Raw genomic sequence first — 26000 nt, 5'->3', positions numbered from 1 at the left:
CACGTGATGTGAGGTTTTTTTCTTGAAGAACTGATCACACATGAAGGAGCATTTGTATGGAAGAGATATTTCAGCATTTCAGAAAAGAAGAGCAGCAATTTATCGAACAAGTATCAGGGTGGCTTCGGGAAGTGGAAGACCGCTATTCACCGAAGCTGACGGATTTCCTCGATCCGCGCCAGCGTTTTATTGTGGAAGCAGTGGTGGGCTCTAGTGAAGTGAAGATGATGTCTTCAGGACTATTCAAAGATGCGGAAAGACAGCGGGTATTATTGTATCCGTCTTACTTTGAACCGGAAGAGGAAGATTTCAACATGACCGTTTTCGAATTGAAATACCCATCAAAGTTTGTCAATCTGCGCCATCCGGACATCCTGGGCTCTTTGATGTCCCTTGGACTGGACCGCAGCAAGTTCGGGGACATCCGCATCGACAATGAGCGTGTCCAACTGGCTGTCATGAATGAAATCAGCCCTTATCTGCAAAGTAATTTTGTCAGCGCTGCAAAAGTGAAAGTTCAATTGAATGAAGTGGCAGATGCGGAACACTTGATCGAGACCAGCGAGGAATGGATAGAAGAGTCGTACACGGTCAGCTCGATGAGACTGGATACAGTGATGAGCTCGGTATATAATATTTGCCGTCAAAAAGCATCCGCATTGATTCATGGAGGCAAAGTGAAAGTTAACTGGACCCTTCAGGAGCAGCCATCGTTTGAGCTGCACGAATCGGATATGATTTCTTCACGGGGCTATGGCCGTGTACGATTGATCATGATTGAAGGACGGACCAAAAAGGACAAAGTTCGCCTGCAGATAGGCCGCCTGGAAGCGAAAAAGTAGGCGGCTTGTAAAAAATACGAAATAATACTGAAATTTCGAGCCATGAACTGTATAATAGGAAGATAAGATGACAAGTTAAGGAGAGGTTTACTCAATGCCATTATCCCCGTTAGATATACATAACAAAGAATTCAGCCGAGCATTCCGAGGATATCAGGAAGATGAAGTAAATGAATTCCTGGAACAGATCATGAGAGATTATGAAATTCTACTGAAAGACAAGGCAGCGCTTGAAGAACGCCTAAAAACAACTGATGAGCGTGTTGGCCATTTCAATACAATTGAATCGACCTTGCAGAAATCGATTTTTGTGGCTCAGGAAGCTTCAGAAGAAGTTCGCCGCAACTCACAGAAAGAGGCGGAGTTGATCATCAAGGAAGCTGAGAAAAATGCTGATCGCATCGTCAATGAATCATTGACAAAAGCACGCCGCATCGCAACAGAAATCGAAGAGTTGAAGAAGCAGTCACGCATCTTTAAAAACCGCTTTAAAATGCTTGTCGAAGCCCAGTTGGATTTAATCGAAACAGATGATTGGGAGACGCTTTTGGAATACGATATCGATACACAGAATCTAGAGAAGATCGAGAAGGACAAAGAAGAGTCGAACTCTTGACTCTGAGACTTTCTGCTTCTATAATTACGACATACAAAAAAACGCGCTGACAGAGACAGTATGCTATGCAGGACGGTAAAGCGAACCAGGAACAGTGGAAGCCTGGCACGGACGCATAGACGAAAATCACTCTTGAGCAGAATTGGTGAACGACAGTATCCAATTCCGTCTACGCCACGTTACGGTGATCGAGTGGCAGCTATCTGGCTGCAACAAGGGTGGTACCGCGAGTCTAAGCTTCTCGTCCCTTTCCAGGGATGGGGGCTTTTTATTATGCCTACAGGAGGAATGGAAATGGAATACAAAGATACATTATTGATGCCGAAAACAGATTTTCCGATGCGCGGCAATTTGCCGAACCGGGAACCGGAAATGCAACAGAAATGGGAAGAGATGGATATCTATAAGAAAGTGCTGGATCGTACAGCAGGACGTCCTTTCTTCGTTCTTCATGACGGACCTCCGTATGCGAACGGTGATCTGCATATGGGCCATGCACTAAACAAAGTATTAAAAGATATGATCGTCCGCTCTCGTTCTATGATGGGCTTCCATGCGCCATACGTTCCGGGCTGGGATACACACGGATTGCCGATTGAACAGGCCTTGACGAACAAAGGCGTAAACCGCAAAGAAATGTCACTGGCGGAATTCCGTAAATTATGTGAAGAATATGCCTATCAGCAAATCGATAGCCAGCGTTCGCAATTCAAACGCATCGGTGTCCGCGGCGATTGGGAAAATCCTTACGTGACGTTGAAACCGGCATATGAAGCACGCCAAATTGAAGTGTTCGGCAAAATGGCCAATAAAGGCTATATCTACAAAGGGTTAAAGCCGGTTTACTGGTCCCCATCAAGTGAATCTTCACTTGCAGAAGCTGAAATCGAATACCATGATAAAAAATCTCCTTCGATCTATGTGTCTTTCCCTGTCACTGACGGCAAAGGCGTTTTAGCAGAAGGAACGAAATTGGTAATCTGGACAACTACACCTTGGACAATCCCTGCGAACCTAGGAATTTCTGTACATGAAAAATTGGATTATGCGGAAGTTTCCGTAAACGGCTCGCTGTATATCATTGCACAGGAATTATTGAAAGAAGTTGCCGAGCAATTGGGCTGGACAGATTTCGAAGTCGTCCGCGTATTAAAAGGTGCTGAAATGGAACATATCCTTGCGAAGCATCCATTATATGACCGGACGTCTCTAGTCATGCTCGGCGACCATGTAACGACTGATTCCGGTACAGGCTGTGTCCATACGGCACCCGGCCATGGTGAAGATGACTTCCTGATCGGCAAGAAATACGGTTTGGATGTTCTTTGTCCAGTGGATGAGCGCGGAGTCATGACAGACGAAGCACCTGGATTCGAAGGCGAATTCTATGACAAAGCCAATAAATCCATCACGGAAGCGTTGGATAATGCCGGCGCTCTTGAAAACCTTTCGTTTATCACACACTCGTATCCGCATGACTGGCGGACGAAAAAGCCGGTCATCTACCGTGCAACGGCTCAATGGTTTGTATCGATCGATGCTTTCCGCGACCAGATCCTGAAAGCCATCAAAGAAACTTCGTTTACACCGGCATGGGGCGAAACACGCCTGTTCAATATGCTGCGTGACCGGGGAGATTGGAATATCTCACGTCAGCGCGTATGGGGCGTTCCGATTCCAGTATTCTACGCTGAAAATGGCGATCCGGTCATCACTGAAGAAACGATTGCGCACATTGCAGACTTGTTCCGTGAAAACGGTTCGAATATCTGGTTTGAACGTCCGGCAGCAGAATTATTGCCTCCAGGATTCACCCATCCGAGCAGCCCGAATGGCCTGTTCACAAAAGAGATGGATATCATGGATGTTTGGTTCGATTCAGGATCATCTCACCAAGGCGTACTTGTGGAACGCGAAGATTTGCAGTACCCGGCAGACCTTTACTTGGAAGGATCTGACCAATACCGCGGCTGGTTCAACTCTTCGTTGACGACAAGTGTCGCAATCAATGGCATCGCACCTTATAAAGGGATCTTGAGCCACGGCTTTACGCTCGACGGCAATGGCCGCAAGATGAGTAAATCATTAGGCAATGTGATTGTGCCTTCGAAAGTGATGAACCAAATGGGAGCGGATATTCTCCGCCTATGGGTTTCTTCAGTGGATTACACGGCGGATGTGCGCGTTTCTGACGAAAACTTCAAGCAGGTTTCAGAAGTTTACCGTAAAATCCGCAACACGCTGAAATTCATTCATGGCAATTTGTCAGATTTCAATGAACAAGAGCATCGCGTCGCATTTGAAGATATGCGCGAAATGGACCAGTATATGGCGATGAAATTGCAGAAGATGGTGGAAACAGTACGCAAGGCGTATGAAACCTACGAATTCTCTAGCATCTATCATGCTTTGAACAATTATTGTGCCAATGATTTAAGCTCCTTCTATCTGGACGTGGCGAAAGATGTCGTTTATATCGAAAGCGCAGATCATCCGCATCGCCGTGCCATGCAGACAGTCATGTTCGATTCCTTGATGGCCATCCTTAAGCTGTCTGCACCGATCATTCCGCATACAGCTGACGAATTGTGGTCATACTTAAGCTTTGTCGAAGAAGAAAGTGTTCAGTTGACTGACTTCCCAGAAGCGGTTTCGAACCCGGCGTTTGAAGGTCTTGATGAGAAATGGAGCCGTTTCATGGATGTCCGTGACGATGTCCTGAAGGCATTGGAAGAAGCGCGTGCAGCTAAAACCATCGGGAAATCACTGGAAGCTAAAGTGACTGTATACGGCAATGAAGAGCTGGCGAGACTGCTCGCTTCAACTGATGAGAACCTGGCTCAATTGTTTATCGTATCAAAATACGAATACGGCGGTACACAAGATCTGGCTCCTGACTATGCGGTGAAGCTGAACGAAGTTTCAGTGACAGTTGAAAAAGCTGAAGGCGAAAAATGTGAGCGCTGCTGGACGATTTCCGAAGAAATTGGCCAAAGTGAAGCACATCCAGCATTATGCCCTCGCTGTGCAAGCGTGATAGAAACACAATACGCTTAATTTAAAGCTGAAAATGTTAAAACATAGAAAAGGTCTGGGGAATCGGGTAGCCGGTTTTTCAGACCTTTACTTTTTTTGCTGACATTGTGTTAAAATAGATTGACTGCTGAATTGACGGAGGATACGGATGTTTATTTATTATGGAATTGCGTTATTGATAATCGCATTAGACCAATGGACTAAATGGCTGGTTCTTAAAAATATGGAAATTGGTGAAAGGATTTCGGTCATCGACCCTTACATCGGATGGCTTTCACACCGCAACCGTGGTGCTGCCTGGGGAATGCTGGAGGGACAGATGTGGCTGTTTGCTATCATCACCGTGGCTGTCATCATCGGAATTCTTTATTATTTTCATAAACATGCGAAAGGGCAGCCTTTGTTCCAACTGAGTTTAATGGTTCTTTTAGGCGGAGCGGTCGGCAATTTCATCGACCGGATGCTGCGCGGAGAAGTCGTCGATTTTGTCGATGTGCTGATTCCAGTGATCAATTATGATTTCCCGATATTTAATGTTGCAGATGCCGCTTTGACGATCGGTGTCGTATTGATGATTATCTATATTATTTATGACGAAAAACAACAAAAGAAAAAGGTGTCTTAATGGAAGATTTAACGATTGAAATTACAGAAGAAATGACCGGCGAACGAGTAGATAAAGCCGTGTCATCAATAGATGAAGACTGGTCGCGTTCACAGATCGCCAACTGGGTCAAAGAAGGCGCAGTGAAAGTCAATGGCATTACCGTAAAGCCGAATTATAAAGTCCGCTTGCAGGATATCATCGTTGTTACGCCTCCAGAACTTGTAGAGTTGGATGTCGTGCCGGAAGATTTGAATTTGGAGATTGTCTATGAAGACGAAGATGTCCTTGTAGTCAACAAACCGAAAGGGATGGTTGTACATCCAGCTCCAGGACATGCCAAAGGGACATTGGTGAACGGCTTGATGCATCATTGCAAGGATCTTTCCGGGATCAATGGTGTGGTACGCCCTGGCATCGTCCACCGAATCGATAAAGATACATCCGGCTTATTGATGGTCGCGAAGAATGACGCTTCACACACATCATTGGTCGATCAATTGGTGAAAAAGACCGTAACCCGTAAATACGTAGCACTTGTACACGGCCATATTCCTCACGATAAAGGAACGATTCAGGCGCCGATTGCACGCGATCCAAAAGAACGCCAGAACATGGCAATCGTCGACAAAGGAAAGCACGCAGTGACGCATTTCCGTGTATTGGAACGATTTGGGAACTTCACGCTGGTGGAATGCCGCCTGGAAACAGGAAGAACCCATCAAATCCGTGTCCACATGAAGTATATCGGCTATCCGCTTGTCGGCGATCCGAAATACGGACCGAAAAAAACGATGGACGTCGGTGGACAGGCTTTGCATGCGGAAGTGATTGGATTTATTCATCCGAAAACGAACGAATACATGGAGTATTCTGTAGAGCCGCCGGCTGAATTTGCAGAACTTCTGGAATCTCTTCGCGACAAGGATTGACAAACCCGGTTACCTTTCTTTATACTTGAAAAAACGAATCGAATAATGAACACCTTTAATAACAGTCCAGAGAGGCTGAGAAGGTATTTACGCAAGCCGGAAGTCTGTCTTCCGTGCTGGAATTTTCTGCGCATCTATCCTCTTGCCTCTCGGGCAAGAGGTTTTTTATTTGCAAAAAAGGAGCGGATCTCATGGTGGAAAAAGCGGATATTCTGGATGAACAGGCAATTAGCAGAGCCATTACACGGATTGCACACGAAATCATCGAACGCAACAAAGGCGTCGATGAATGCATACTGGTCGGCATCAAGACACGGGGAGCTTTTATCGCAAAACGCCTGGCGGAAAAAATAGAGAAGATCGAAGGGCGCCCGATTATGAAAGGCGAACTGGACATCACCCTTTACCGGGATGATTTAAGCATCAAAACGAAAAACCAGGAGCCGCTGGTCCAGCAAGTGGACATCGAACACAGCATACTCGATAAAAAAGTCATCCTGGTGGATGATGTGCTTTATACAGGGCGGACAGTAAGGGCAGCGATGGACGCGGTCATGGATCTAGGCAGGCCGTCACAGATTCAGCTGGCAGTGTTGATTGACCGGGGCCATCGGGAGTTGCCGATCCGAGCGGATTTTGTCGGAAAAAACATTCCGACTTCAAGCGATGAACGGATTGTTGTACAAATGGTCGAAAGCGACCAGGTAGACCGGGTAGCCATCCACGAATAGAGAGATAGAGACAGGGGAGAACGGAAATTGAGCGAAGCCATTTTAGATGTACATGATAAACCGAAAACCGGGCAATGGATTTCATTAAGCCTGCAGCATATGTTCGCGATGTTTGGAGCGACGATCTTAGTGCCGCAGCTGGTGGGCTTGAGCCCGGCGATTGCATTATTGACAAGCGGAATCGCCACCATCATCTTCATCATCATCACCCAATTTAAAGTACCAGCGTATTTGGGATCTTCTTTCGCCTTTATCGTACCGATTACCATCGCCACTGAAACCGGCGGCATCGGATCGGCGATGATCGGCGCGATGTTCGTCTCAGCGGTCTACGCCATCGTCGCGCTGATCATCTGGAAAACAGGTTACAGGTGGCTCATGAAGCTGCTTCCACCGATTGTGGTGGGGCCTGTCATCATCGTCATCGGACTTGCTTTATCCGGGACAGCAGTGGATATGGCCATGAACGTTCCGACCGCGAATGGTTCTGAATACAGCCTGATGCACTTCTCAGCAGCCATCGTCACGCTGCTGACAGCGATCATCTGCAACATCTATTTCAAGAACATCATCTCATTGATGCCCATCCTGATCGGTATTATCGTGGGCTATGCATACTCAGCAGCCATCGGCATCATCGACTTTACAGCAATCGGCGAAGCAAGCTGGTTCGCTGTACCGGAGTTTCTGATTCCAGGAGTGGATTATTCCTTCCAGGTTACCCCAACTCTGCTGTTCGTCATGGTTCCCATCGCCATCGTCACAATTTCTGAACATATCGGACATCAGCTGGTACTCGGCAAAATCGTAGATCGAAATTACATAAAAGATCCGGGCTTGCATCGCTCGATCCTGGGTGATGGCATCGGAACTTTCATTTCTTCACTGGTCGGCGGTCCGCCAAAGACCACATATGGTGAAAACATCGGTGTTCTGGCCATTACGAAAGTATTCTCAGTCTATGTCATCCTTGGAGCGGCAGTGTTCGCCATCGCTTTTTCCTTCTTTGGAAAATTGATGGCAGTCATCGAGACGATTCCAACGGCGGTCCTTGGTGGGATTTCCATCCTGCTGTTCGGGATCATCGCTTCTTCCGGACTGCGCATGCTGGTGGACAATAACATCAACTTCGGCAATAACCGCAACTTGGTGATCTCGTCAGTTATCCTGGTCATCGGAATCGGCGGAGCCAAGCTGGAGTTCAGCGAATCCTTCTCTATAGAAGGAATGGCGCTGGCCGCGATTGTCGGAGTGGTGTTGAACCTGGTGTTGCCGGGACTCAATAAAGATGAATTAGACGACGGAACTGAATAATCACCTTTTAATGAATGTCCAGAGAGGCATGGAAAGGGTTGAAGAATGGGGGAGTACGCTACCCTTTTTTCCTCACACCTTCCTGCCTCTGGGAAGGTGTTTTTTTGTCTGAGGGATGAAAGGATGAGATGATTTTGCCGAACTTACTATCCATGAACAATTTGGAAAATAATACGATCATGAGCTTATTGGAGCGGGCTGGAGAATTTCAGCGCGGGGAAAAAACACTAATCGATGGTACAGTCGTCAATCTGTTCTTCGAACCGAGCACGCGGACCAAAATGAGTTTTGAGATGGCCGAACACAAAATGGGGCTGGCTGTACTGCCATTTGAAACCGCCTTTTCCAGCATCCTGAAAGGCGAGACGCTGTACGACACGGTCAAAACGATGGAAGCCATCGGCGTGAACGCCGTCATCATCCGCCACGAAGAAGAGGAATATTACCAGCAGCTTGAAGGGTGTAATGTAGCGGTCATCAACGGTGGAGATGGATCGGGACAGCATCCGACACAATCCTTGCTGGATCTGATGACAATCTATCAGGAGTTCGGCCAGATCGAAGGCATACACGTCACGATCGTCGGGGATATCGCGCACAGCCGAGTAGCGAAATCAAATGCAGCTGCGCTCCAGCAATTGGGTGCGGAAGTGACATTTATCTGTCCAGCGGAATGGAGCGGAGAGTACGAATCTTCGGAACACCTGGATGACTTTATCGAAAAGACGGATGTGGTGATGATGCTCCGGGTCCAGCATGAACGGCATGCGGTATCGGCCCTGTTTTCGAAAGACAATTACCATGAGCAGTACGGCTTGACGATTGAGCGGGAGAAAAGGATGAAAGACGGGGCCATCATCATGCACCCGGCGCCGATCAATCGCGGTGTGGAAATTGCAGACTGCCTGGTTGAATGTGAGCGCTCACGAATTTTCAAACAAATGGCTAACGGAGTTTTTGTCCGGATGGCAGTACTTGAATACGCATTGAAAGGGAGAGATTGAATTGAATTTATTCATTAAAAACGTAAACATGCTGCAAAACGGAGAACTTGCTCCAACCAATATCCGCATTTCAGACGGCAAGATCGCCGAAATCGGGAAAGACCTGAAAGTGAACAGCGAAACGGAAATCGACGGCAAAGGCCGGATGATCGCACCAGGATTTGTGGATGTCCACGTCCATTTGCGTGAACCGGGCGGCGAGCAGAAAGAAACGATCGAAAGCGGGACAAAGTCAGCAGCAAAAGGCGGCTTCACCACGATTTGTGCCATGCCGAACACGCGCCCTGTGCCCGATACGAAAGAAAATCTGCAGCTGGTCAACGGATTGATCGAAAAAAATGCGCTTATCCGGGTTTTGCCGTACGCTTCCATCACCATCCGGGAAGCAGGGAAAGAACGCACAAACTTGCAGGAGTTGAAAGAAAATGGAGCTTTCGCTTTCACCGATGACGGTGTCGGCATCCAAGAGGCAGGCATGATGTACGAAACGATGCAGGACGCAGCGAAAATCGACATGCCGGTCGTTGCCCATTGCGAAGACAACAGCCTGATCTACGACGGTGTCATGCACGACGGCAAGCGCAGTAAAGAACTTGGGTTGAAAGGGATTCCTTCGATTGCAGAATCGGTGCATATCGCACGCGACATCCTGCTTGCGGAAGCAGCAGGCGCACATTACCATGTCTGCCACGTCAGTACGAAAGAATCGGTCCGTGTGATCCGCGATGCAAAACGTGCGGGAGTTCACGTTACGGCTGAAGTGACGCCGCACCATCTGCTGTTGACAGAAGACGATATTCCAGCGGATGACGCAAACTACAAGATGAACCCACCGCTCCGCGCCAAGGAAGACTGGCAAGCACTGCATGAAGGCTTGCTGGACGGCACGCTGGACTTTATTGCAACGGACCATGCTCCTCACACAGCGGCAGAGAAAACCAACGGCATGAACGGATCGATGTTCGGGATTGTCGGATTTGAAACAGCCTTTCCGCTTCTTTACAGCAAATTTGTTGAAACCGGTACATGGAGTCTGCAGCAATTGATCGACTGGCTGACCATCAAACCGAGCGAAACCTTCAACTTGCCGTATGGCTTAGTGGAACCTGGCCAAACAGCTGATCTGGTCCTGTTGGATCTGGAAAAAGAGCAGGCCATCCAGGCAGACTCATTTTTATCTAAAGGCAAAAACACACCATTCGACGGCTGGAATTGCACAGGATGGCCGGTAATGACCATTTTTGGTGGAGAAATCGTATGGCAGGAGGAGACAAATTGATGAAACGTTATTTGATCTTAGAAGACGGGACAGTATTTGAAGGAACAGCATTCGGAGGCGAAGGGGCTTCAGTAGGGGAAATCGTTTTTAATACCAGTATGACCGGCTACCAGGAAATTTTGTCAGATCCTTCTTATTGTGGGCAGATTGTCACGATGACTTATCCGCTGATCGGCAATTACGGCATCAACAGCGATGATTTCGAATCGATCGAACCGGCAGTTAAAGGAATGGTCGTGCGTGAAATCGCCGAGTTCCCATCCAATTTTAGAAATAATGCTACGCTCGATGAACTCTTCAAAATCAAGGGCATTCCTGGAATCTCAGGTATCGATACGCGGAAATTAACGCGCCTGATCCGCTCAAAAGGTGCCATCAAAGGCGTTTTGACTGCAGCAGGAGAGGACGTACAAGTCGAAGAAGTCGTCAACACGCTGCAGGCGACAGTATTGCCAAGAAATCAGGTGGCGCAGGTTTCAACAGCACGCCCTTATCCTAGCCCAGGACGCGGCAAACGGGTGGTACTGATCGATTATGGCATGAAGCACGGCATCCTGCGTGAGCTCAACAACCGGGACTGCGATGTGATCGTTGTACCATATAACACCTCTTCTAAAGAAATACTGGCGTGGGGACCGGACGGCGTCATGCTGTCAAACGGCCCTGGAGATCCAAAAGATGTGGAAGAATGTGTGGAAGTGGTTCGCGAGTTGCTTGGAGAAGTTCCGATTTTCGGTATCTGCCTTGGCCACCAATTATTCGCAAGAGCCTGCGGAGCAGATACTTTCAAGCTGAAGTTCGGCCACCGGGGCGGCAACCACCCGGTCCGTGATCTAAGCACGGGAAGAATTGAAATCACTTCCCAGAACCATGGCTATGCGGTGGATGAAGAAACATTGCAGGGCACACGTCTGAAAGTGACGCACAGTGCATTGAACGATGGAACGAACGAAGGGCTGGCGCATTTGGATTATGCAGCTTTCACCGTTCAATACCATCCGGAATCCTCACCGGGCCCGGAAGACTCGAACTACTTATTCGACCGCTTTATTGAAGTTATGAACGCAACTCGAAAGGAGCAACAACATGCCTAAAAGACAAGATATTCAAAGTATACTCGTAATCGGATCCGGACCTATCGTCATCGGGCAAGCAGCAGAGTTCGACTATGCAGGCACACAAGCCTGCTTGGCATTGAAGGAAGAAGGCTACCGTGTCATCCTCATCAACTCGAATCCGGCGACCATCATGACGGACACCGAAATTGCAGATAAAGTCTATATTGAACCGATTACGCTTGAATTCGTCAGCCGCATCCTCCGCAAAGAGCGTCCGGATGCATTGCTGCCGACACTGGGCGGCCAGACAGGGCTGAACATGGCGATTGAACTCGACGAATCGGGCATTTTGGACGAATTGAATATCGAAATCTTAGGGACGAAGCTCGAAGCGATCCACAAAGCAGAAGACCGTGACTTGTTCAGAACTTTGATGAACGAACTCGGGGAACCGGTTCCGGATTCAGATATTATCCACAACATGACAGAAGCGGAGAATTTCATCGCACGCGTCGGGTATCCGGTCATCGTCCGCCCGGCCTTCACCTTAGGCGGCACCGGCGGCGGTATCTGCCACAATTACGAAGAATTGAAGGAAATCGTCGCCAGTGGCCTGAAATACAGCCCGGTCACACAATGCCTGCTGGAAAAATCAATTGCCGGTTTCAAGGAAATCGAGTACGAAGTGATGCGCGATAAGAACGATACGGCGATTGTCGTCTGTAACATGGAAAATATTGATCCGGTCGGCATTCATACGGGTGATTCGATTGTCGTGGCGCCAAGCCAGACCTTGTCGGACCGTGAATACCAGATGCTGCGCAATGTGTCGTTGAAAATCATCCGCGCGTTGAAAATTGAAGGCGGCTGCAACGTACAGCTGGCACTCGACCCATTCAGCTTCAACTACTACATCATTGAAGTGAATCCGCGTGTCAGCCGATCCTCTGCACTGGCTTCCAAAGCGACGGGCTACCCGATCGCCAAACTGGCTGCAAAAATTGCAGTCGGCCTGACATTGGATGAAATGATGAACCCGGTCACCGGCCGGACCTACGCGGCATTCGAACCGGCACTGGACTATGTCGTAACAAAGATTCCGCGCTGGCCGTTCGATAAATTCGAAGCAGCAAAACGCAATTTGGGAACACAGATGAAAGCGACGGGCGAAGTGATGGCCATGGGCCGCACGTTCGAGGAATCGATCCTGAAAGCGGTGCGTTCACTGGAAACGGGCCAATTCCACCTGGAGCTGAAAAACGCTGATGCCATGAGCGATGAATGGATACAGAAACGAATCTGCCGCGCAGGAGATGAGCGTCTGTTCTTTATCGGGGAAGCGCTGCGCCGCGGTGTGACGATTGAAACCATCAACGAATGGAGCCAAATCGATTTATTCTTCCTGAAAAAATTCGAAAACATCGTCAAATATGAAGAAGTATTGAAAAATGCAGCTTTCGATTACGATACAGCCAAACGCGCGAAACGTCTGGGCTTTGCAGACCGGACGATCGCGAAATTGTGGAATACGACCGAGCAGGAAGTTTACAACTGGCGCAAGGAAAACAAATTAATGCCGGTCTATAAGATGGTTGATACGTGCGCTGCAGAGTTTGAATCCGAAACTCCTTATTTCTACGGCACGTATGAAGATGAAAACGAATCAGTGAAAACAGACAAAGAATCGGTCATCGTACTTGGCTCGGGCCCGATCCGCATCGGCCAAGGAGTGGAATTCGACTACGCAACCGTGCATTCGGTCTGGGCAATCAAAGAAGCAGGATACGAAGCGATCATCGTCAACAACAATCCGGAAACCGTCTCAACGGATTTCTCGATATCAGACAAGTTGTATTTCGAGCCTTTGACAATCGAAGATGTCATGCACATTGTCGACCTGGAGCAGCCAAAAGGCGTCGTCGTCCAATTCGGTGGACAGACAGCTATCAACCTGGCTGAGAAATTGGAACAGAACGGCGTCAAAATTCTGGGGACTTCCCTGGAAGATACGGACCGGGCTGAAAACCGCAACAAATTCGAAGCGGCACTGCACGAGATCGGCATTCCACAACCCTTAGGGAAAACGGCTGTCAACGCAGAAGAAGCGATCATCATCGCAGCTGATATCGGCTATCCGGTATTGGTCCGCCCTTCTTACGTACTCGGTGGGCGCGCAATGGAAATCGTCTACAATGAAGATGATCTGAAACATTATATGGAACATGCAGTAGAAGCGAGTCCGGAGCATCCGGTGCTAGTCGACCGCTACCTGACAGGCATTGAAATCGAAGTGGATGCCATTTCGGACGGGGAAAATGTGCTGATTCCGGGCATCATGGAGCATATAGAGCGCGCAGGCGTCCATTCGGGGGATTCGATTGCGGTCTATCCGACGCAGAACATTTCGACCGAATTATTGGATACGCTGGTCGATTACACGACGCGCCTGGCAAAAGGGCTGAACATCATCGGTTTGCTGAATATCCAGTACGTCATTTCCAAAGGTGAAGTTTACGTGATTGAAGTTAATCCGCGCTCAAGCCGGACCGTGCCATTCATGAGCAAAATCACATCTATCCCGATGGCCAATATCGCAACAAAAGCGATTTTGGGCCAAAGCATCGTCGAGCAGGGCTTTACACCAGGCCTTGCACCAATTTCAAAAGGCGTCTTCGTCAAAGTGCCGGTCTTCTCATTCGCGAAGCTTCGCCGTGTCGACATCACGCTCGGGCCGGAAATGAAATCCACCGGAGAAGTCATGGGCAAAGACACTACGCTTGAAAAGGCTTTGTATAAAGGCCTCGCAGCAGCTGGTATGGAAGTCAAAGATCACGGTACTGTGCTGTTGACGGTAGCGGATAAAGATAAAGAAGAAGCAGTTGGTTTAGCGAAACGCTTTAAAGCGATCGGCTATCAGATCATGGCGACCGGCGGAACAGCCAAAGCCTTCGAAGAAGCAGGCATTGTCGTTGCACCGGTCGGCAAAATCGGTTCGGAAGGCAAAACCCTGCTGGATGTCATCCAAAACGGCGATACGCAACTCGTCATCAATACCTTGACGAGAGGCAAGCAGCCGCAGCGGGACGGTTTCCGCATTCGCCGCGAATCTGTCGAAAACGGCATTCCTTGCCTGACTTCACTGGATACGGCAGAAGCGATGCTGCGCGTCATCGAATCAATGACCTTCTCAGCGGAGGAAATGGGGGCTGGCGTATGATTAAACAAGAACGCATGCAAGTCATCAAACAGCAGGAAATCGCCAAGCAGATCTTTGAACTGACGGTACAAGGCGGACTGGCCGATGAAATGTCGGAGCCGGGGCAATTTGTCCATATCCGTGTGGCAGACAGCTTTGAGCCGTTGCTGCGCCGTCCAATCTCCGTAGCATCCATTGACTTGGAAGCTTCTCAATTCACGATGATCTACCGGGCAGAAGGCCGGGGAACAGGGCTGCTTTCAGAAAAGAAGCCAGGCGACACGCTGGATGTTCTTGGGCCGCTCGGCCATGGCTTTCCGGTTGAAGAGGCACAGAAAAAAGCCTATTTGATCGGTGGAGGGATCGGTGTGCCGCCGCTGTATGAACTTGCAAAGCAATTGAACGCACGCGGCATTGAAACCGTCCATATCTTAGGATTTGAAAGCAAGCAGGCGGTCTTTTATGAAGAGAAGTTCCGGGCACTCGGCGACACGCACATCGCCACAGTCGACGGTTCCCATGGCACGCAGGGCTTCGTAACGCATATCCTCAACGAACTGCCGAGTGATTTCGATACGTATTACAGCTGTGGACCGACGGCGATGCTTGAAGCGGTGCAATGGGCTTATCCACAGAAAAAAGGCTTTCTGTCCTATGAACAGCGGATGGGCTGCGGCATCGGGGCATGCTTTGCATGTGTCTGCCGGACAACGAAAAGCGAAACGGATTACATCAAGGTATGTTCAGATGGACCGGTATTTCCAGCAGGAGTGGTGATTTCATGACAGACTTAACAGTTAAACTTCCAGGACTCAAGTTAAAGAATCCAATCATGCCGGCATCCGGCTGCTTCGGTTTCGGCAAAGAATATGCGCAGCTGTACGACCTGTCGCAGCTCGGCGCCATCATGATCAAAGCGACGACGGTTGAAACGCGGCTCGGCAACCCGACGCCGCGCGTAGCAGAAACGGCATCCGGTATGTTGAACGCCATCGGCCTGCAGAACCCAGGCCTTGAAAAAGTGGCGGGGCAGGAATTGCCTTGGCTCGAGAAATACGACGTGCCGATCATCGCCAATGTGGCGGGCACAACGACCGAAGATTATGTGGAAGTTGCGAAAGCCATTTCGCAGGCTCCGAATGTCCATGCACTGGAAATCAACATTTCCTGTCCGAACGTTAAGCTCGGGGGCATCACCTTCGGAACAGATCCCGACGTTGCCCGCGAGTTGACACGGGCGGTGAAGGAAGTTTCGTCAGTGCCTGTCTATATCAAATTGTCGCCGAATGTCACGGACATCGTTTCAATCGCCAAGGCGGTCGAGGAAGGCGGAGCGGACGGCATCACCATGATCAATACACTGCTTGGCATGCGGATGGCCACCAAAACCGGACGCCCGGTCATCGCCAACATTACAGGCGGCCTGTCGGGTCCCGCCATCAAGCCGGTAGCCTTGCGGATGGTCTACGAAGTCAGCCAGCACACCAAATTGCCGATCATCGGCATGGGCGGCGTCACCAATGTAGACGATGTCATCGACTTCCTGTCGGCAGGCGCCAGCGCCGTGGCAGTCGGAACAGCCAATTTCGTCAATCCTTTTGTCTGTCCCGAAATCATCGGCCAACTGCCGGAACGCTTGCATGAACTTGGATTTGATTCAGTTGAAGAACTTGTCGGAAGGAGCCATCGTCTGTGAATAAACCCATTATCGCATTGGATTTTGCATCAAAGGAACAAGTAGAGGAATTTCTGGGACAGTTTTCTGAGCCGCTTTTCGTGAAGGTGGGCATGGAGCTTTATTTCCAGGAAGGGCCGGAACTGGTCCGTTCCATTAAGTCGCAGGGACATGAAATTTTTCTGGATCTGAAACTGCACGATATCCCGAATACGGTCGAATCCGCTATGCGCGGCTTGTCCAAACTGGGTGTGGATATGGTCAACGTCCATGCTGCAGGAGGGCTGGAAATGATGAAAGCGGCTAAACGCGGGTTAGCGGGCAGCGATACGAAACTCATCGCTGTAACGCAATTAACTTCAACGGGCGAAGACGAAATGCATGAAGATCAGCTCGTTTATGTCAGCCTTGAAGAATCGGTGCTGCATTACGCGAAGCGGGCCATGCAGGCAGGTTTGGACGGCGTGGTCTGTTCAGTGCTTGAAGCTGAGGCTATAACGAAAGTCTGCGGATCGGACTTCCTATGTGTTACGCCCGGCATACGTCCAGCAGAAGTTTCAGCTGATGATCAGAAACGGGTGGCAACGCCTGCAGAAGCTCGTGTAAAAGGCGCCAGCCATATTGTCGTAGGACGAGCCATTACGAAGTCTGCAACCCCATCAGAGAGCTATGACCAGATTTCAGCAGAATGGAGTGGACAATCTTGAAAAATGAAATTGCGAACCATTTATTATCCATCGGAGCGGTGGAGCTGCGCCCGCAGGATCCATTTACTTGGGCTTCCGGTGTCAAATCGCCGATCTACTGCGATAATCGCCTGACGATGTCTTATCCGGCTGTACGTAGAGATATTGCCGCTGGATTAGCGGAAACAATCAAAGAATCCTATCCTGAATGCCAGGTGGTTGCTGGAACGGCGACAGCAGGTATTCCTCATGCTGCATGGGTCAGCGATCTGCTTGAATTGCCGATGGTCTATGTCCGTTCCAAAGCGAAAGAGCATGGCCAGACGAATATGATCGAAGGCAAAGTTGAGCCGGGCAAAAAAGTGGTGGTCGTGGAAGACCTGATCTCTAAAGGCGGCTCGGTGCTGCAAGCGGCACAGGCACTCGAAGCAGCAGGCTTTGAAGTGCTGGGCATTGTAGCGATCTTCACCTATGATTTGCCGCAGTCGATTAATGCGATTGCGGAAGCAGGGTACACTTTCCATACACTGACGGATTTTCCGGCACTTGTTGAACAGGCACTAAGTACAGGCGCGATCCGTGAAGAAGATATGCCGATGCTCGCTGATTGGCATGAAAAATTAAAAACAGGAACTTTGTAAGCCGGCCACTTGGTCGGTTTTTTATTTTGAAGTCTTGTATTCTCTGTAACTATTGACAGAAGAGGTGGAGTCGAATACAATAAAATTAACTAATTGGTTATACAAGGTAGTTATTTTTTTAGATAGCTATCTTGTATCACCAAGTACCATGAGGAGGAATAGGCATGGCTCTCAGAAGCCAATTGCTGAAAGGGGTTTTGGATGCTTGCGTTATGGCGGTAGTGGAAGAGCAGCCAGTCTATGGCTATGAACTGTCGCAGAAACTGCAGGGGATCGGTCTGCCGGACATCAGTGACGGCACTATTTACCCGGTGTTGCTGAGACTGCAGAAAAACGGCTTTATCCGCGGGGAAATGAGGCCTTCTGCATCAGGGCCAAACCGAAAATATTATTTTTTAACCGATGAGGGAAAGGCGGAGCTGGATCAAATTTCTGCTGAATGGCTGGAAATTGCCAAACCGGTCAGCCAATTACTGAAAAGGGGTGGAGAAGATGAGGAAAACAGCTGAATTGATCGAGGAGAACAATGAGAAAAGAGGATTGCTGAACCATGACAATGAAAAAGTATACGAAGATATACTTTTGTATTTAAGGACCGATCTTCGAATCGATGAACATGCTGGAGAAGAGATACTTATGGACCTCTTGGACCATTTGGTGGAGGCGCAGGAAGATGGCAAGTCAGCAAAAGAGTTGTTTGGGGAGTCTCCTCAGAAATACGCAGATGAACTGATTGAAAATTTGCCGAGCCAAAACCGACGAAATGTTTTATGGTTCAGCGCTTCACAGATCATCGGTTTAACGGGCTGGTTTGCGGCCACCTTTGGAGTCATTAGCCTGATTGTCTCGTTTTTTCGGCCGGTGGATAACAGCATTGCGCTCGGCAACTTGCTGCTCATGCTGCTGTCGGTGATACTGGTGGCAGTCATCGGCGTTATGGTCATTTTTAAAATTGTCCGTTCATCTGTATTTCAAAAGGATAAAAAGAAATGGCAAGCTTATGTGAAAGCTGGGTTATATGGTGCCGGAGCTTTTGCCTGTGTTGCTTTGATAGCTTGGCTGTTCGATGATTTCGGCCCAGTCGTCAAATTGGAATGGTGGATTTTCCTTCTCACCGGTTTGGTTTTTCTGGCAGTAAGCAAACTAATGTATAAGCGGACAGAATAGGATCTTCTAAAGAGAAACTGAAATTTTTATGCTCGTCCTGTATGATGAAATTAACAGCACGAATGACAGAGAGGGGATTTGGATGATGAGTATGGCACAACAGAAATTAAACAGCTTGATCGAAAAATATCCATTGTTGAAGAACATCATTAATTTGAATCCGGTAGTCTGGCTGAATCCGAATCTTCGAAAGATGGCTGACATGTCCGGCCTGCCAGTCGGTCTGGAAGATATGGAGCATGCAGAACAGCTATGGCAGCGGTTTGCACCTTATCTGGCAGCTGAATTTCCGGATACGGCCTCAGAAAAAGGCATTGTCGAATCGCCGCTGCGCGAAATTCCTAACATGAAAGAGCAGCTCAGCGCCAACTATGGCAGAAATCTGCCGGGCAGGCTTTTTTTGAAATGCGACAACGAATTGCCGATTGCAGGATCCATTAAAGCTCGCGGCGGCGTCTATGAAGTGCTGCATCATGCGGAAAAGTTGGCTATGGAAGCGAACTTACTGACAAAAGAGCAGTCTTACGAACAATTTTCATCCGTACGGTTTAAAGAATTTTTCAGCGGTTACTCTATTGGTGTTGGGTCCACGGGAAATCTGGGCCTCAGTATCGGCACCATCAGCGCCAAGCTTGGGTTTCAAGTATCCGTTTATATGTCCGCGGACGCCAAGCAATGGAAAAAAGATCTGTTGCGTGATAAAGGGGCGGAAGTGGTCGAATTCGAAGGGGATTTCAGCGAAGCCATTTTGGCAGGGCGCAAAGAAACACTCGCCAAGCCGGATGCTTATTTCGTGGACGATGAAAAGTCTAAGCACTTGTTTCTAGGCTATAGTGTTGCTGCGTTCCGCCTCAAACAGCAATTGGAGAATGCAAATATCCAAGTGGATGCCAATCATCCGCTCTTTGTCTACCTGCCGTGCGGAGTGGGCGGAGCTCCCGGAGGCATTGCGTTCGGTCTACGGCAGGTCTTTGGTGACGCAGTCCATTGCTTTTTCGTGGAGCCGACCCATTCGCCTGCAGTGCTGATCGGTTTGATGACCGGCGAAAAAGACAAGGTCAGCGTCCAGGATTTCGGCATCGACAATGTCACGGAAGGGGATGGACTGGCGGTCGGCAGGCCTTCGAGCTTCGCCTCGGGCATCAGCGAAAAAACCGTCAGCGGCATCTACACTGTGGAGGATCAGGAGCTGTTTAAATTATTGGCGCTGCTGGCGGACAGTGAAGGCATCTTCGTTGAGCCATCTGCTACTGCGGGATTGCTGGGTCCGTTGAAAATACAGGCGACAGATTACGCCGAAACGAATCAAATCCGCATGTCGGCCGTTAATCACGTCGTCTGGTCAACCGGTGGTGCTTTAGTGCCGAAAGAAGAAATGGATGGATTTTATCAACGCGGAAAAACTTATTTGAGAGGTGCTGAGTAAATGGATTTGTCATGGATCATGATTATACTTGGAGCCGTTCTGGTATTTGGCTACATCGTTTATAATGCTACGGAACAGCGGATAAAAGCATTGGAAACCAGAATCAAGCATGTGGAGAAACTTCTCCAAGACGCTACGCAAGGCCAAAAAATAGCAGAGCCTAATCTCAATGAAGAACTTCGGGAACTTCTGCAAAAAGGGAAAATGGTCGAAGCCGTCAAACGTACGAGACAAGAATTCGGTTGGTCTTTGCTGGAAGCAAAACAATATGTGGATGAATTGAAGACCGGCAACTGATGCAGCGATGTGTAGATTGCCAAACGCCTTTTACCTGGAAGCAAATCAACAAATCAGTATGGCTTGCCTACAAACCCATCACCTGTCCCAATTGCGGTATGCTTCATAAAGTCCAGTTTTTATCGCGCATTCTCGCTTCAATCATGATGGTGGGACCACTTTTTGTATTAAACTTTATTGCTCCTTTTGCAGGCACGTGGAGCTTCATCATCAGTGTGCTGCTTGTCTTGCCTGCAGTTTTATTGTTGCTGCCGTCGATAATGCGGTACCGGCTTGCCTGAAAGATCCTCATTGTGGGGATCTTTTTTATTTTGCAGGATATTTGAATCTGGTGGCGAATAATGGTAATAACAAAATCAAAGGAAAGGAGGGAGAAAACATGAGTGTCCAATCCAGCCACATTTTCGTCAATTTGCCGGTGAAGAATCTGGAGCGGTCCAAAGCTTTTTTTGAAGAAATTGGATTTGGTTTTGATGAACAGATGACAGATGAAAAAGGCGCATGCATGATTATCGGACCTTCGATTTACGGGATGCTGCTGACCGAAGAATTTTTCAAGAGTTTCTCAAAAAGAGAAATTGCCGATACCGCAAGCAGCGCGGAAGTGATCACGGCCATTTCGGCAAGCAGCAAAGAAGAAGTGGATCGACTGGTTGACGCTGCGTTCAAAGCAGGTGCTCAACAAGCAAGTGAGAAAATGGATGATGAATTTATGTACCTCAAGAGTTTCAAGGATTTGGACGGCCATATGTGGGAGGTTATTTATATGGCAGAAGAAGCAACGGGATGAACACAAAAAGGCATCCAGGAGATTTTGTCCCGGATGCCTTTTTCTTTATAGATAATCAGCGTAACGTTTTTCAAGATAGTTCTGCAGAATGGTCATCACAGAACAGATGGCCCAGTAGATCAATGCCACCAGGATCAGCATAGTCAACAGATCATATTCACGGGCACCGACAATCCGTGCCTTTTGGAAAATCTCCGGAACGGTGATCATGGCAGCCAAAGAAGAGGCTTTGATCAGGTCCAGGTAGACATTCGATAAAGGAGGCACTGCAATCCGCACAGATTGCGGAAGGATGATGCGGCGCATGGTTTGCCAATAGGTCAATCCCAGCGCAGTTGAAGATTCCCATTGGCCTTTATCCACCGATGCCAGCGAAGAACGGAACACTTCGGCAATATAAGCTGCACTATTGATGGTGAAGCCGATCAAAGCCGCCTGCACAGCTGTAAATTCAATGCCGATAACCGGCAAGGCGAAATACAGCAAGAACAGGATGACCAGTATTGGAACACCACGCATAAAGGAAATATACAGGCGTGCGGGAAATTGCAGAATCTGCAACCGGGAAGTGCGGGCAAGGGAAAGGAAAAAGCCGATGATGATCCCGATGATCATACTGACCATCGATATCAGCAAAGTATAACCAATGCCTTCCAATACGTACGGCAGAGATTCGATAGCTAAGGCAGGGTCAAAAAGCAATCCCCATTCAATGTCATTCATCAGACAACCTCCTGCTTAATTTTCTTCAATATCCGGTTTGACCGAGACATCTGCACCGCCGAAAAATTCTTCTGAGATTTCTGTGATGGTGCCGTCTGCAAGCATTTCTTCCAAGGCTTTATTGACATTTTCAGCAAGCTCGGTGTTGTCTTTGTTCATGACAAGGCCGACCTCGGACGGTGCATATTTGATATCCGGATGAATGGTGATATTCAGCTCAGGAAAAGCTGCAACGCCGAATGTCGATAAATAATAGTCATTCAAGATGACATCCGTGCGGCCGATTGACACATCGCGCAAGTACACTTCATTCGTGGCATTGTCATAGGTCACTTCCTCAGCGCCGTAATCGCGTGCAATTTCCATATAGATCGATGTAGAAGCTCCGGCCGCTTTCTTGCCTTCTAATTCTTCAAGGCTGGCAATGCCGGATAAATCGTCTTTTCGAACAACCGCGGTGCCGTAAGAATGCTTGATCGGCGTTGAAAAGATGAACTCTTCTGCACGATCTTCAGTGATTTCAATATCATTGGCGGCCATATCGATCTGGCCGGTATTGACACTTGTCAGCATTTCGTCAAATCCAAGCTCCGTAAAATCGATATCAAGCTCCAGGCGTTCGCCGAGCTCCCGTACCACTTCAACTTCGAAGCCTGTCAATTCATCGGAATCGGCGTCACGGAAAGAAGTGGCGAGCAAGGTTCCGGAAGTGGCGACAGTCATTGATCCCTGCTCCTGGATTTCATCCCAAGCAGTTTTCGTTTCCTCAGGTGCGCTTTCTTCGCTGCCGCATCCTGCGAGCAGCAAGGTTGCAACGGCACCAGTGGCCAAAAGCATCTTGTGTTTTGTAGCATATGTATACACGTGTAAAGCCCCCTTATAGTTAAGTCCTTTAAGAACATAGCATTTACCACTGGGGAGAGCAATGGGTTGAGCCTAACTTATGAGAAAACTCTTTTAGTTTTTAATATAATTATTATGTAAACAAATAAATCTTTTATGTTAAGAGCGCAAAAAGGCTGTCGCCAAAAGTCATTTTTCATGACCTTTTGGGACAGCCCTTTTAGCTACCGCTATTTCTTCAATTTAATCACAAGTTCTTCGTCCGGTGTGACAAATACCGTTTTCTGTTCGAAATAAATGACAAATCCAGGTTTCGAGCCGTTCGGTTTTTTGACCTGGCGCACTTCCGTGTAGTCGACAGGAACGGAAGACGACTCACGCGCTTTACTGAAGTAAGCGGCGATGGTAGCGGCTTCCAGAATCGTCGTCTCATCCGGGTTGCTGTCGTGGATGATGACGTGTGAACCGGGAATATCTTTGGTGTGCAGCCATGTATCGGATTTAGAAGCTACCTTGAACGTCACATAATCGTTTTGCTTGTTGTTTTTGCCGACAGAAATCGGTGTGCCCGTAGAAGACACATAAGGTTCGACAGAAGGTTTTGTCGGCTTTTTCTTTTTCTTCGACTTTTGGGCTTTCATAAAACCTTGCTCAGCGAGCTCTTCACGGATTTCTTCAATATCAGAAATGCCGGCTTGCTGGACCTGCGACATCAAGGTCTCGAAATACTCGATGTCTTCTGTGGTCTTGTCGATCTGTTCCTGGGTTTTGACTACTGCTGTTTTCGCTTTCTGATAGCGCGAATAATAGCGCTGCGAGTTGTCGATCGGTGTTTTCCGTGGATCCAAAGTGATGGTCACTTTTTCATCGTTGTAGTAATTGTCGACTTCAATTTCCTTCATGCCTTTAGTGATGCGGTGAAGATTGGCCATGATCAATTCGCCGTTTAATTGAAGCGTGTCGCGTTTTTCTGCCTGATCTTGTTCTTTCTTCAATTTCTTCAACTTCAGTTTCAGTTTGGAAATTTCATTTTGCAGCCATCTTTCCAGATCACCGGCCTGCTGTTTGACGCGATCGCGTTCCGCCTTGGCATAATACATCCGGTCGAGCAATTCGCCGAGTGATGGAAATTCCAGCCCGCTCTCGCCGATATGGGTCAGGGGAGTGGCAGAGAAGAAGCTTTTGCCGTCATGCTCCACATAATGGCCTGTCGGTTGGGCTTTAAGGAAATCCGCCAGAAAGGCGTTGGCAGTTTCGGATTTGTTATCCGAAGTTTCCAGGCGAAAGGCAAGTTCCCGTGCATTCAATGGAGAAAAGCCGGAAAATTGGCCGACGATTTCTTTCGGATCGGTGCCGGCTAATTCATCGACCCCACTAAACGGGTCTTTTTTCTCCTGGGACGGTGGGAAGACATACGGCTGCCCAGGCAGAATGGTGCGAAATGAATTGACGCTCGGCGGCAAATGCTTCAGGCTGTCGAGAATCATCGTCCGTTCTGCGTCGATCAGGATGACATTCGAATGCCGTCCCATCATCTCGACATGCAGTTCGCGTTCGATGTCATCGCCGATTTCGTTTTTTGCTTTGATCTTCAACATGATCAGACGGTCCATCCCGTATTGGGAAATCTCTGTGATGACGCCGCCTTCGATATGCTTGCGAAGCAACATGCAAAACATGGGTGGTTCTGACGGGTTGACGTTTGCTGCGGCCGTCAAATGAATCCGTGAATAAGACGGGTGGATCGAAATCAACAATTTATGGTTTTTTCCTTGGGCACGTATATGTAGAAGCAGTTCAAGCTGATTGGGCTGATGAACTTTTGAAATCCTGCCGGTGACCAGCTGTTGCAGTTCGCTAGTCATCGATTTTGTGAATAATCCATCAAATGCCATTAAATATCCCTCTTTCAAATCGTTTTGTTCCATCTTATCATTTTCTCGGTGTATTATGATATAATAAGACAGTTAGTTAGAAAACGAAGAATAATGATCAGCTGTGAACGGTGGTGAGGAGTTTGGCGAAAAACGTGAAGTTTATTTCACTTGGCGGAGGCAACGCAGTTTCGGTCAGCCGGATTGTGGCAGTCATTACACCAGATTCTGCACCGGCAAAGCGGCTAATTCAGGAATCGCGCAGCAGAGGATTGCTGGTTGATGCGACCAGCGGGAAAAAAACCAGGTCGATTTTTATTATGGACAGTGACCATGTGGTGATTTCTGCGGTATCTGCAGAGACAGCGCTCTTGCGTTTAGAAGAAAATGATGATGAGGCAAATGAGGGATAAAATGAGAAACCAACGTGGACTGCTGATCGTCCTATCAGGGCCTTCGGGTGTTGGCAAAGGCACGGTACGAAAAGAGCTGTTCTCACAGCCGGATACAAATTACGAATACTCCATCTCGATGACGACAAGAGCGCCACGGGAAGGGGAAGTTGATGAAGTCGATTACTTTTTCAAGACACGGACTGAGTTTGAAGAATTGATCGAACAGGATCAACTGCTTGAATACGCGGAATTCGTCGGGAATTATTACGGTACACCGCTTGAGTATGTCAACAAGATGCGGGATGCGGGCCGTGATGTATTTCTGGAAATCGAAGTGCAGGGGGCAGCTCAAGTCCGTTCGAAAGTTCCTGATGGCTTGTTCATCTTTTTAGCGCCGCCGAGTTTATCGGAGCTGGAAGAACGGCTGGTGGGCCGCGGCACGGAATCGGATGAAGTCATCGCATCCCGGCTGTTGGCTGCCCGCCAGGAATTGGAAATGATGAATTTATACGATTATGTTGTAGAAAACGATGAAGTTGAAAATGCCTGTGACCGAATCAATGCCATCATCATTGCAGAACATTGCAAGCGTGAACGTGTTGAAAAACGATATTTTGATATGCTAAAGGAGAATGTCTGATGTTATACCCATCCGTTGATAAACTGAAAAGCCGAATTGATTCAAAATACTCGCTGGTGGCGCTTGCTTCTAAACGCGCGCGCCAACTGCACGAACACGGTGATGAAAAACTGGACTCATATACTTCAACAAAATCGGTCGGAAAAGCACTGGAAGAAGTGGCTGCCGGCGTGTTAACGCAGGAAAAACAAGATGAATTTGCAGTATACGAAGACGAAATTTAACCATTAA

Annotated in this window: 27 protein-coding genes and 1 other annotated feature; of the genes, 24 read left to right on the top strand and 3 right to left on the bottom strand. The window is 48.3% G+C overall.

The window, feature by feature from the left end:
* Positions 1-56 precede the first annotated feature (56 nt).
* From K8U60_RS01835 to K8U60_RS01735, 21 genes are all read left to right on the top strand, one after another.
* Positions 57-842 (top strand): YlmH family RNA-binding protein, encoded by a 786-nt coding sequence (locus tag K8U60_RS01835; RefSeq protein ID WP_223633437.1) that lies wholly within the window; start codon positions 57-59, stop codon positions 840-842.
* A gap of 94 nt (positions 843-936) precedes the next feature.
* Positions 937-1458, top strand: coding sequence for a DivIVA domain-containing protein (locus tag K8U60_RS01830; RefSeq protein ID WP_223633435.1), 522 nt, complete (start codon positions 937-939; stop codon positions 1456-1458).
* 37 nt (positions 1459-1495) lie between these two features.
* Positions 1496-1710: a binding site (T-box leader), on the top strand.
* 42 nt (positions 1711-1752) lie between these two features.
* Positions 1753-4515, top strand: a complete 2763-nt coding sequence (gene ileS / locus K8U60_RS01825) for an isoleucine--tRNA ligase (protein ID WP_223633433.1) — start codon at positions 1753-1755, stop codon at positions 4513-4515.
* 127 nt (positions 4516-4642) lie between these two features.
* Positions 4643-5119 (top strand): signal peptidase II, encoded by a 477-nt coding sequence (gene lspA, locus K8U60_RS01820; protein ID WP_223633431.1) that lies wholly within the window; start codon positions 4643-4645, stop codon positions 5117-5119.
* Entirely contained in the window at positions 5119-6030 is a 912-nt protein-coding gene (locus K8U60_RS01815) for an RluA family pseudouridine synthase (protein WP_223633429.1), read from the top strand. The genes lspA and K8U60_RS01815 overlap by 1 nt, the downstream gene beginning before the upstream one ends.
* Positions 6031-6224: 194 nt before the next feature.
* A complete protein-coding gene (gene pyrR, locus K8U60_RS01810) occupies positions 6225-6761 on the top strand; it encodes a bifunctional pyr operon transcriptional regulator/uracil phosphoribosyltransferase PyrR (protein WP_317851903.1) in 537 nt (178 codons plus the stop codon).
* A gap of 27 nt (positions 6762-6788) precedes the next feature.
* On the top strand, positions 6789-8075 hold the full coding sequence (locus K8U60_RS01805; RefSeq protein ID WP_223633419.1) for a solute carrier family 23 protein: 1287 nt from the start codon (positions 6789-6791) through the stop codon (positions 8073-8075).
* A 134-nt stretch (positions 8076-8209) separates the two neighbouring features.
* Positions 8210-9079, top strand: a complete 870-nt coding sequence (locus K8U60_RS01800) for an aspartate carbamoyltransferase catalytic subunit (RefSeq protein WP_223633417.1) — start codon at positions 8210-8212, stop codon at positions 9077-9079.
* 1 nt (position 9080) lies between these two features.
* Entirely contained in the window at positions 9081-10358 is a 1278-nt protein-coding gene (locus K8U60_RS01795; RefSeq protein ID WP_223633409.1) for a dihydroorotase, read from the top strand.
* Complete coding sequence (locus tag K8U60_RS01790; protein WP_223633406.1) at positions 10355-11452, top strand: carbamoyl phosphate synthase small subunit; 1098 nt, start codon at positions 10355-10357, stop codon at positions 11450-11452. Before K8U60_RS01795 ends, K8U60_RS01790 begins: the two co-directional genes overlap by 4 nt.
* A complete protein-coding gene (gene carB / locus K8U60_RS01785) occupies positions 11445-14633 on the top strand; it encodes a carbamoyl-phosphate synthase large subunit (protein WP_223633403.1) in 3189 nt (1062 codons plus the stop codon). The genes K8U60_RS01790 and carB overlap by 8 nt, the downstream gene beginning before the upstream one ends.
* Entirely contained in the window at positions 14630-15397 is a 768-nt protein-coding gene (locus K8U60_RS01780) for a dihydroorotate dehydrogenase electron transfer subunit (RefSeq protein WP_223633394.1), read from the top strand. The genes carB and K8U60_RS01780 overlap by 4 nt, the downstream gene beginning before the upstream one ends.
* Positions 15394-16308 carry a dihydroorotate dehydrogenase gene (locus tag K8U60_RS01775; RefSeq protein WP_223633391.1) on the top strand — a complete coding sequence of 305 codons (915 nt, stop codon included), beginning with the start codon at positions 15394-15396 and terminating at the stop codon, positions 16306-16308. The genes K8U60_RS01780 and K8U60_RS01775 overlap by 4 nt, the downstream gene beginning before the upstream one ends.
* Positions 16305-16994 carry an orotidine-5'-phosphate decarboxylase gene (gene pyrF, locus K8U60_RS01770; RefSeq protein ID WP_223633388.1) on the top strand — a complete coding sequence of 230 codons (690 nt, stop codon included), beginning with the start codon at positions 16305-16307 and terminating at the stop codon, positions 16992-16994. The genes K8U60_RS01775 and pyrF overlap by 4 nt, the downstream gene beginning before the upstream one ends.
* Positions 16991-17614: an orotate phosphoribosyltransferase gene (gene pyrE, locus K8U60_RS01765; protein ID WP_223633386.1), complete on the top strand. Its 624-nt coding sequence runs from the start codon at positions 16991-16993 to the stop codon at positions 17612-17614. The genes pyrF and pyrE overlap by 4 nt, the downstream gene beginning before the upstream one ends.
* Before the next feature lie 164 nt (positions 17615-17778).
* Positions 17779-18123 (top strand): PadR family transcriptional regulator, encoded by a 345-nt coding sequence (locus K8U60_RS01760; RefSeq protein ID WP_223633383.1) that lies wholly within the window; start codon positions 17779-17781, stop codon positions 18121-18123.
* Positions 18107-18781 (top strand): DUF1129 family protein, encoded by a 675-nt coding sequence (locus tag K8U60_RS01755; protein WP_223633380.1) that lies wholly within the window; start codon positions 18107-18109, stop codon positions 18779-18781. The genes K8U60_RS01760 and K8U60_RS01755 overlap by 17 nt, the downstream gene beginning before the upstream one ends.
* A gap of 85 nt (positions 18782-18866) precedes the next feature.
* Positions 18867-20207 carry a D-serine ammonia-lyase gene (locus K8U60_RS01750; RefSeq protein WP_223634865.1) on the top strand — a complete coding sequence of 447 codons (1341 nt, stop codon included), beginning with the start codon at positions 18867-18869 and terminating at the stop codon, positions 20205-20207.
* Positions 20208-20504 carry a hypothetical protein gene (locus K8U60_RS01745; RefSeq protein WP_223633377.1) on the top strand — a complete coding sequence of 99 codons (297 nt, stop codon included), beginning with the start codon at positions 20208-20210 and terminating at the stop codon, positions 20502-20504.
* A complete protein-coding gene (locus tag K8U60_RS01740; protein ID WP_223633356.1) occupies positions 20504-20785 on the top strand; it encodes a TIGR04104 family putative zinc finger protein in 282 nt (93 codons plus the stop codon). The genes K8U60_RS01745 and K8U60_RS01740 overlap by 1 nt, the downstream gene beginning before the upstream one ends.
* A gap of 98 nt (positions 20786-20883) precedes the next feature.
* Positions 20884-21294: a VOC family protein gene (locus tag K8U60_RS01735; RefSeq protein WP_223633354.1), complete on the top strand. Its 411-nt coding sequence runs from the start codon at positions 20884-20886 to the stop codon at positions 21292-21294.
* A gap of 45 nt (positions 21295-21339) precedes the next feature.
* Here K8U60_RS01735 and K8U60_RS01730 read toward each other — a convergent pair whose 3' ends face one another.
* The 3 genes from K8U60_RS01730 to K8U60_RS01720 all read right to left on the bottom strand — a co-directional run bounded on the left by K8U60_RS01730 (position 21340) and on the right by K8U60_RS01720 (position 24755).
* Positions 21340-22020 (bottom strand): amino acid ABC transporter permease, encoded by a 681-nt coding sequence (locus K8U60_RS01730; protein WP_223634862.1) that lies wholly within the window; start codon positions 22018-22020, stop codon positions 21340-21342.
* 12 nt (positions 22021-22032) lie between these two features.
* Positions 22033-22854: a transporter substrate-binding domain-containing protein gene (locus K8U60_RS01725; protein ID WP_223634860.1), complete on the bottom strand. Its 822-nt coding sequence runs from the start codon at positions 22852-22854 to the stop codon at positions 22033-22035.
* Between the two features lie 236 nt (positions 22855-23090).
* The gene (locus tag K8U60_RS01720) at positions 23091-24755 is read right to left on the bottom strand and encodes an Rqc2 family fibronectin-binding protein (RefSeq protein ID WP_223633351.1); all 1665 of its coding nucleotides are present in this window, start codon (positions 24753-24755) and stop codon (positions 23091-23093) included.
* A gap of 122 nt (positions 24756-24877) precedes the next feature.
* Between K8U60_RS01720 and K8U60_RS01715 the strand changes: the two genes are divergently transcribed.
* From K8U60_RS01715 to rpoZ, 3 genes are read left to right on the top strand one after another with little or no spacing between them, the layout of a single operon-like run.
* A complete protein-coding gene (locus tag K8U60_RS01715; protein ID WP_223633350.1) occupies positions 24878-25147 on the top strand; it encodes an extracellular matrix/biofilm biosynthesis regulator RemA family protein in 270 nt (89 codons plus the stop codon).
* Position 25148: 1 nt separating this feature from the next.
* Positions 25149-25769 carry a guanylate kinase gene (gmk, locus tag K8U60_RS01710; protein ID WP_223633348.1) on the top strand — a complete coding sequence of 207 codons (621 nt, stop codon included), beginning with the start codon at positions 25149-25151 and terminating at the stop codon, positions 25767-25769.
* The gene (rpoZ, locus tag K8U60_RS01705) at positions 25769-25993 is read left to right on the top strand and encodes a DNA-directed RNA polymerase subunit omega (RefSeq protein WP_223633335.1); all 225 of its coding nucleotides are present in this window, start codon (positions 25769-25771) and stop codon (positions 25991-25993) included. The genes gmk and rpoZ overlap by 1 nt, the downstream gene beginning before the upstream one ends.
* Positions 25994-26000: the final 7 nt, after the last annotated feature.

The organism is Planococcus circulans (genome assembly GCF_020023385.1).
Lineage (GTDB): Bacteria > Bacillota > Bacilli > Bacillales_A > Planococcaceae > Planococcus.
This window is presented reverse-complemented; position numbering and strand designations above follow the sequence as displayed.

Bases quoted from the DNA above. Each gene is read 5' to 3' on its own strand.
- K8U60_RS01835 (WP_223633437.1), top strand. From the start codon at position 57: ATGGAAGAGATATTTCAGCATTTCAGAAAAGAAGAGCAGCAATTTATC.
- K8U60_RS01830 (WP_223633435.1), top strand. From the start codon at position 937: ATGCCATTATCCCCGTTAGATATACATAACAAAGAATTCAGCCGAGCA.
- ileS (WP_223633433.1), top strand. From the start codon at position 1,753: ATGGAATACAAAGATACATTATTGATGCCGAAAACAGATTTTCCGATG.
- lspA (WP_223633431.1), top strand. From the start codon at position 4,643: ATGTTTATTTATTATGGAATTGCGTTATTGATAATCGCATTAGACCAA.
- K8U60_RS01815 (WP_223633429.1), top strand. From the start codon at position 5,119: ATGGAAGATTTAACGATTGAAATTACAGAAGAAATGACCGGCGAACGA.
- carB (WP_223633403.1), top strand. From the start codon at position 11,445: ATGCCTAAAAGACAAGATATTCAAAGTATACTCGTAATCGGATCCGGA.
- K8U60_RS01780 (WP_223633394.1), top strand. From the start codon at position 14,630: ATGATTAAACAAGAACGCATGCAAGTCATCAAACAGCAGGAAATCGCC.
- K8U60_RS01775 (WP_223633391.1), top strand. From the start codon at position 15,394: ATGACAGACTTAACAGTTAAACTTCCAGGACTCAAGTTAAAGAATCCA.
- K8U60_RS01760 (WP_223633383.1), top strand. From the start codon at position 17,779: ATGGCTCTCAGAAGCCAATTGCTGAAAGGGGTTTTGGATGCTTGCGTT.
- K8U60_RS01755 (WP_223633380.1), top strand. From the start codon at position 18,107: ATGAGGAAAACAGCTGAATTGATCGAGGAGAACAATGAGAAAAGAGGA.
- K8U60_RS01750 (WP_223634865.1), top strand. From the start codon at position 18,867: ATGAGTATGGCACAACAGAAATTAAACAGCTTGATCGAAAAATATCCA.
- K8U60_RS01745 (WP_223633377.1), top strand. From the start codon at position 20,208: ATGGATTTGTCATGGATCATGATTATACTTGGAGCCGTTCTGGTATTT.
- K8U60_RS01740 (WP_223633356.1), top strand. From the start codon at position 20,504: ATGCAGCGATGTGTAGATTGCCAAACGCCTTTTACCTGGAAGCAAATC.
- K8U60_RS01735 (WP_223633354.1), top strand. From the start codon at position 20,884: ATGAGTGTCCAATCCAGCCACATTTTCGTCAATTTGCCGGTGAAGAAT.
- K8U60_RS01725 (WP_223634860.1), bottom strand. From the start codon at position 22,854: ATGCTTTTGGCCACTGGTGCCGTTGCAACCTTGCTGCTCGCAGGATGC.
- K8U60_RS01720 (WP_223633351.1), bottom strand. From the start codon at position 24,755: ATGGCATTTGATGGATTATTCACAAAATCGATGACTAGCGAACTGCAA.
- gmk (WP_223633348.1), top strand. From the start codon at position 25,149: ATGAGAAACCAACGTGGACTGCTGATCGTCCTATCAGGGCCTTCGGGT.
- rpoZ (WP_223633335.1), top strand. From the start codon at position 25,769: ATGTTATACCCATCCGTTGATAAACTGAAAAGCCGAATTGATTCAAAA.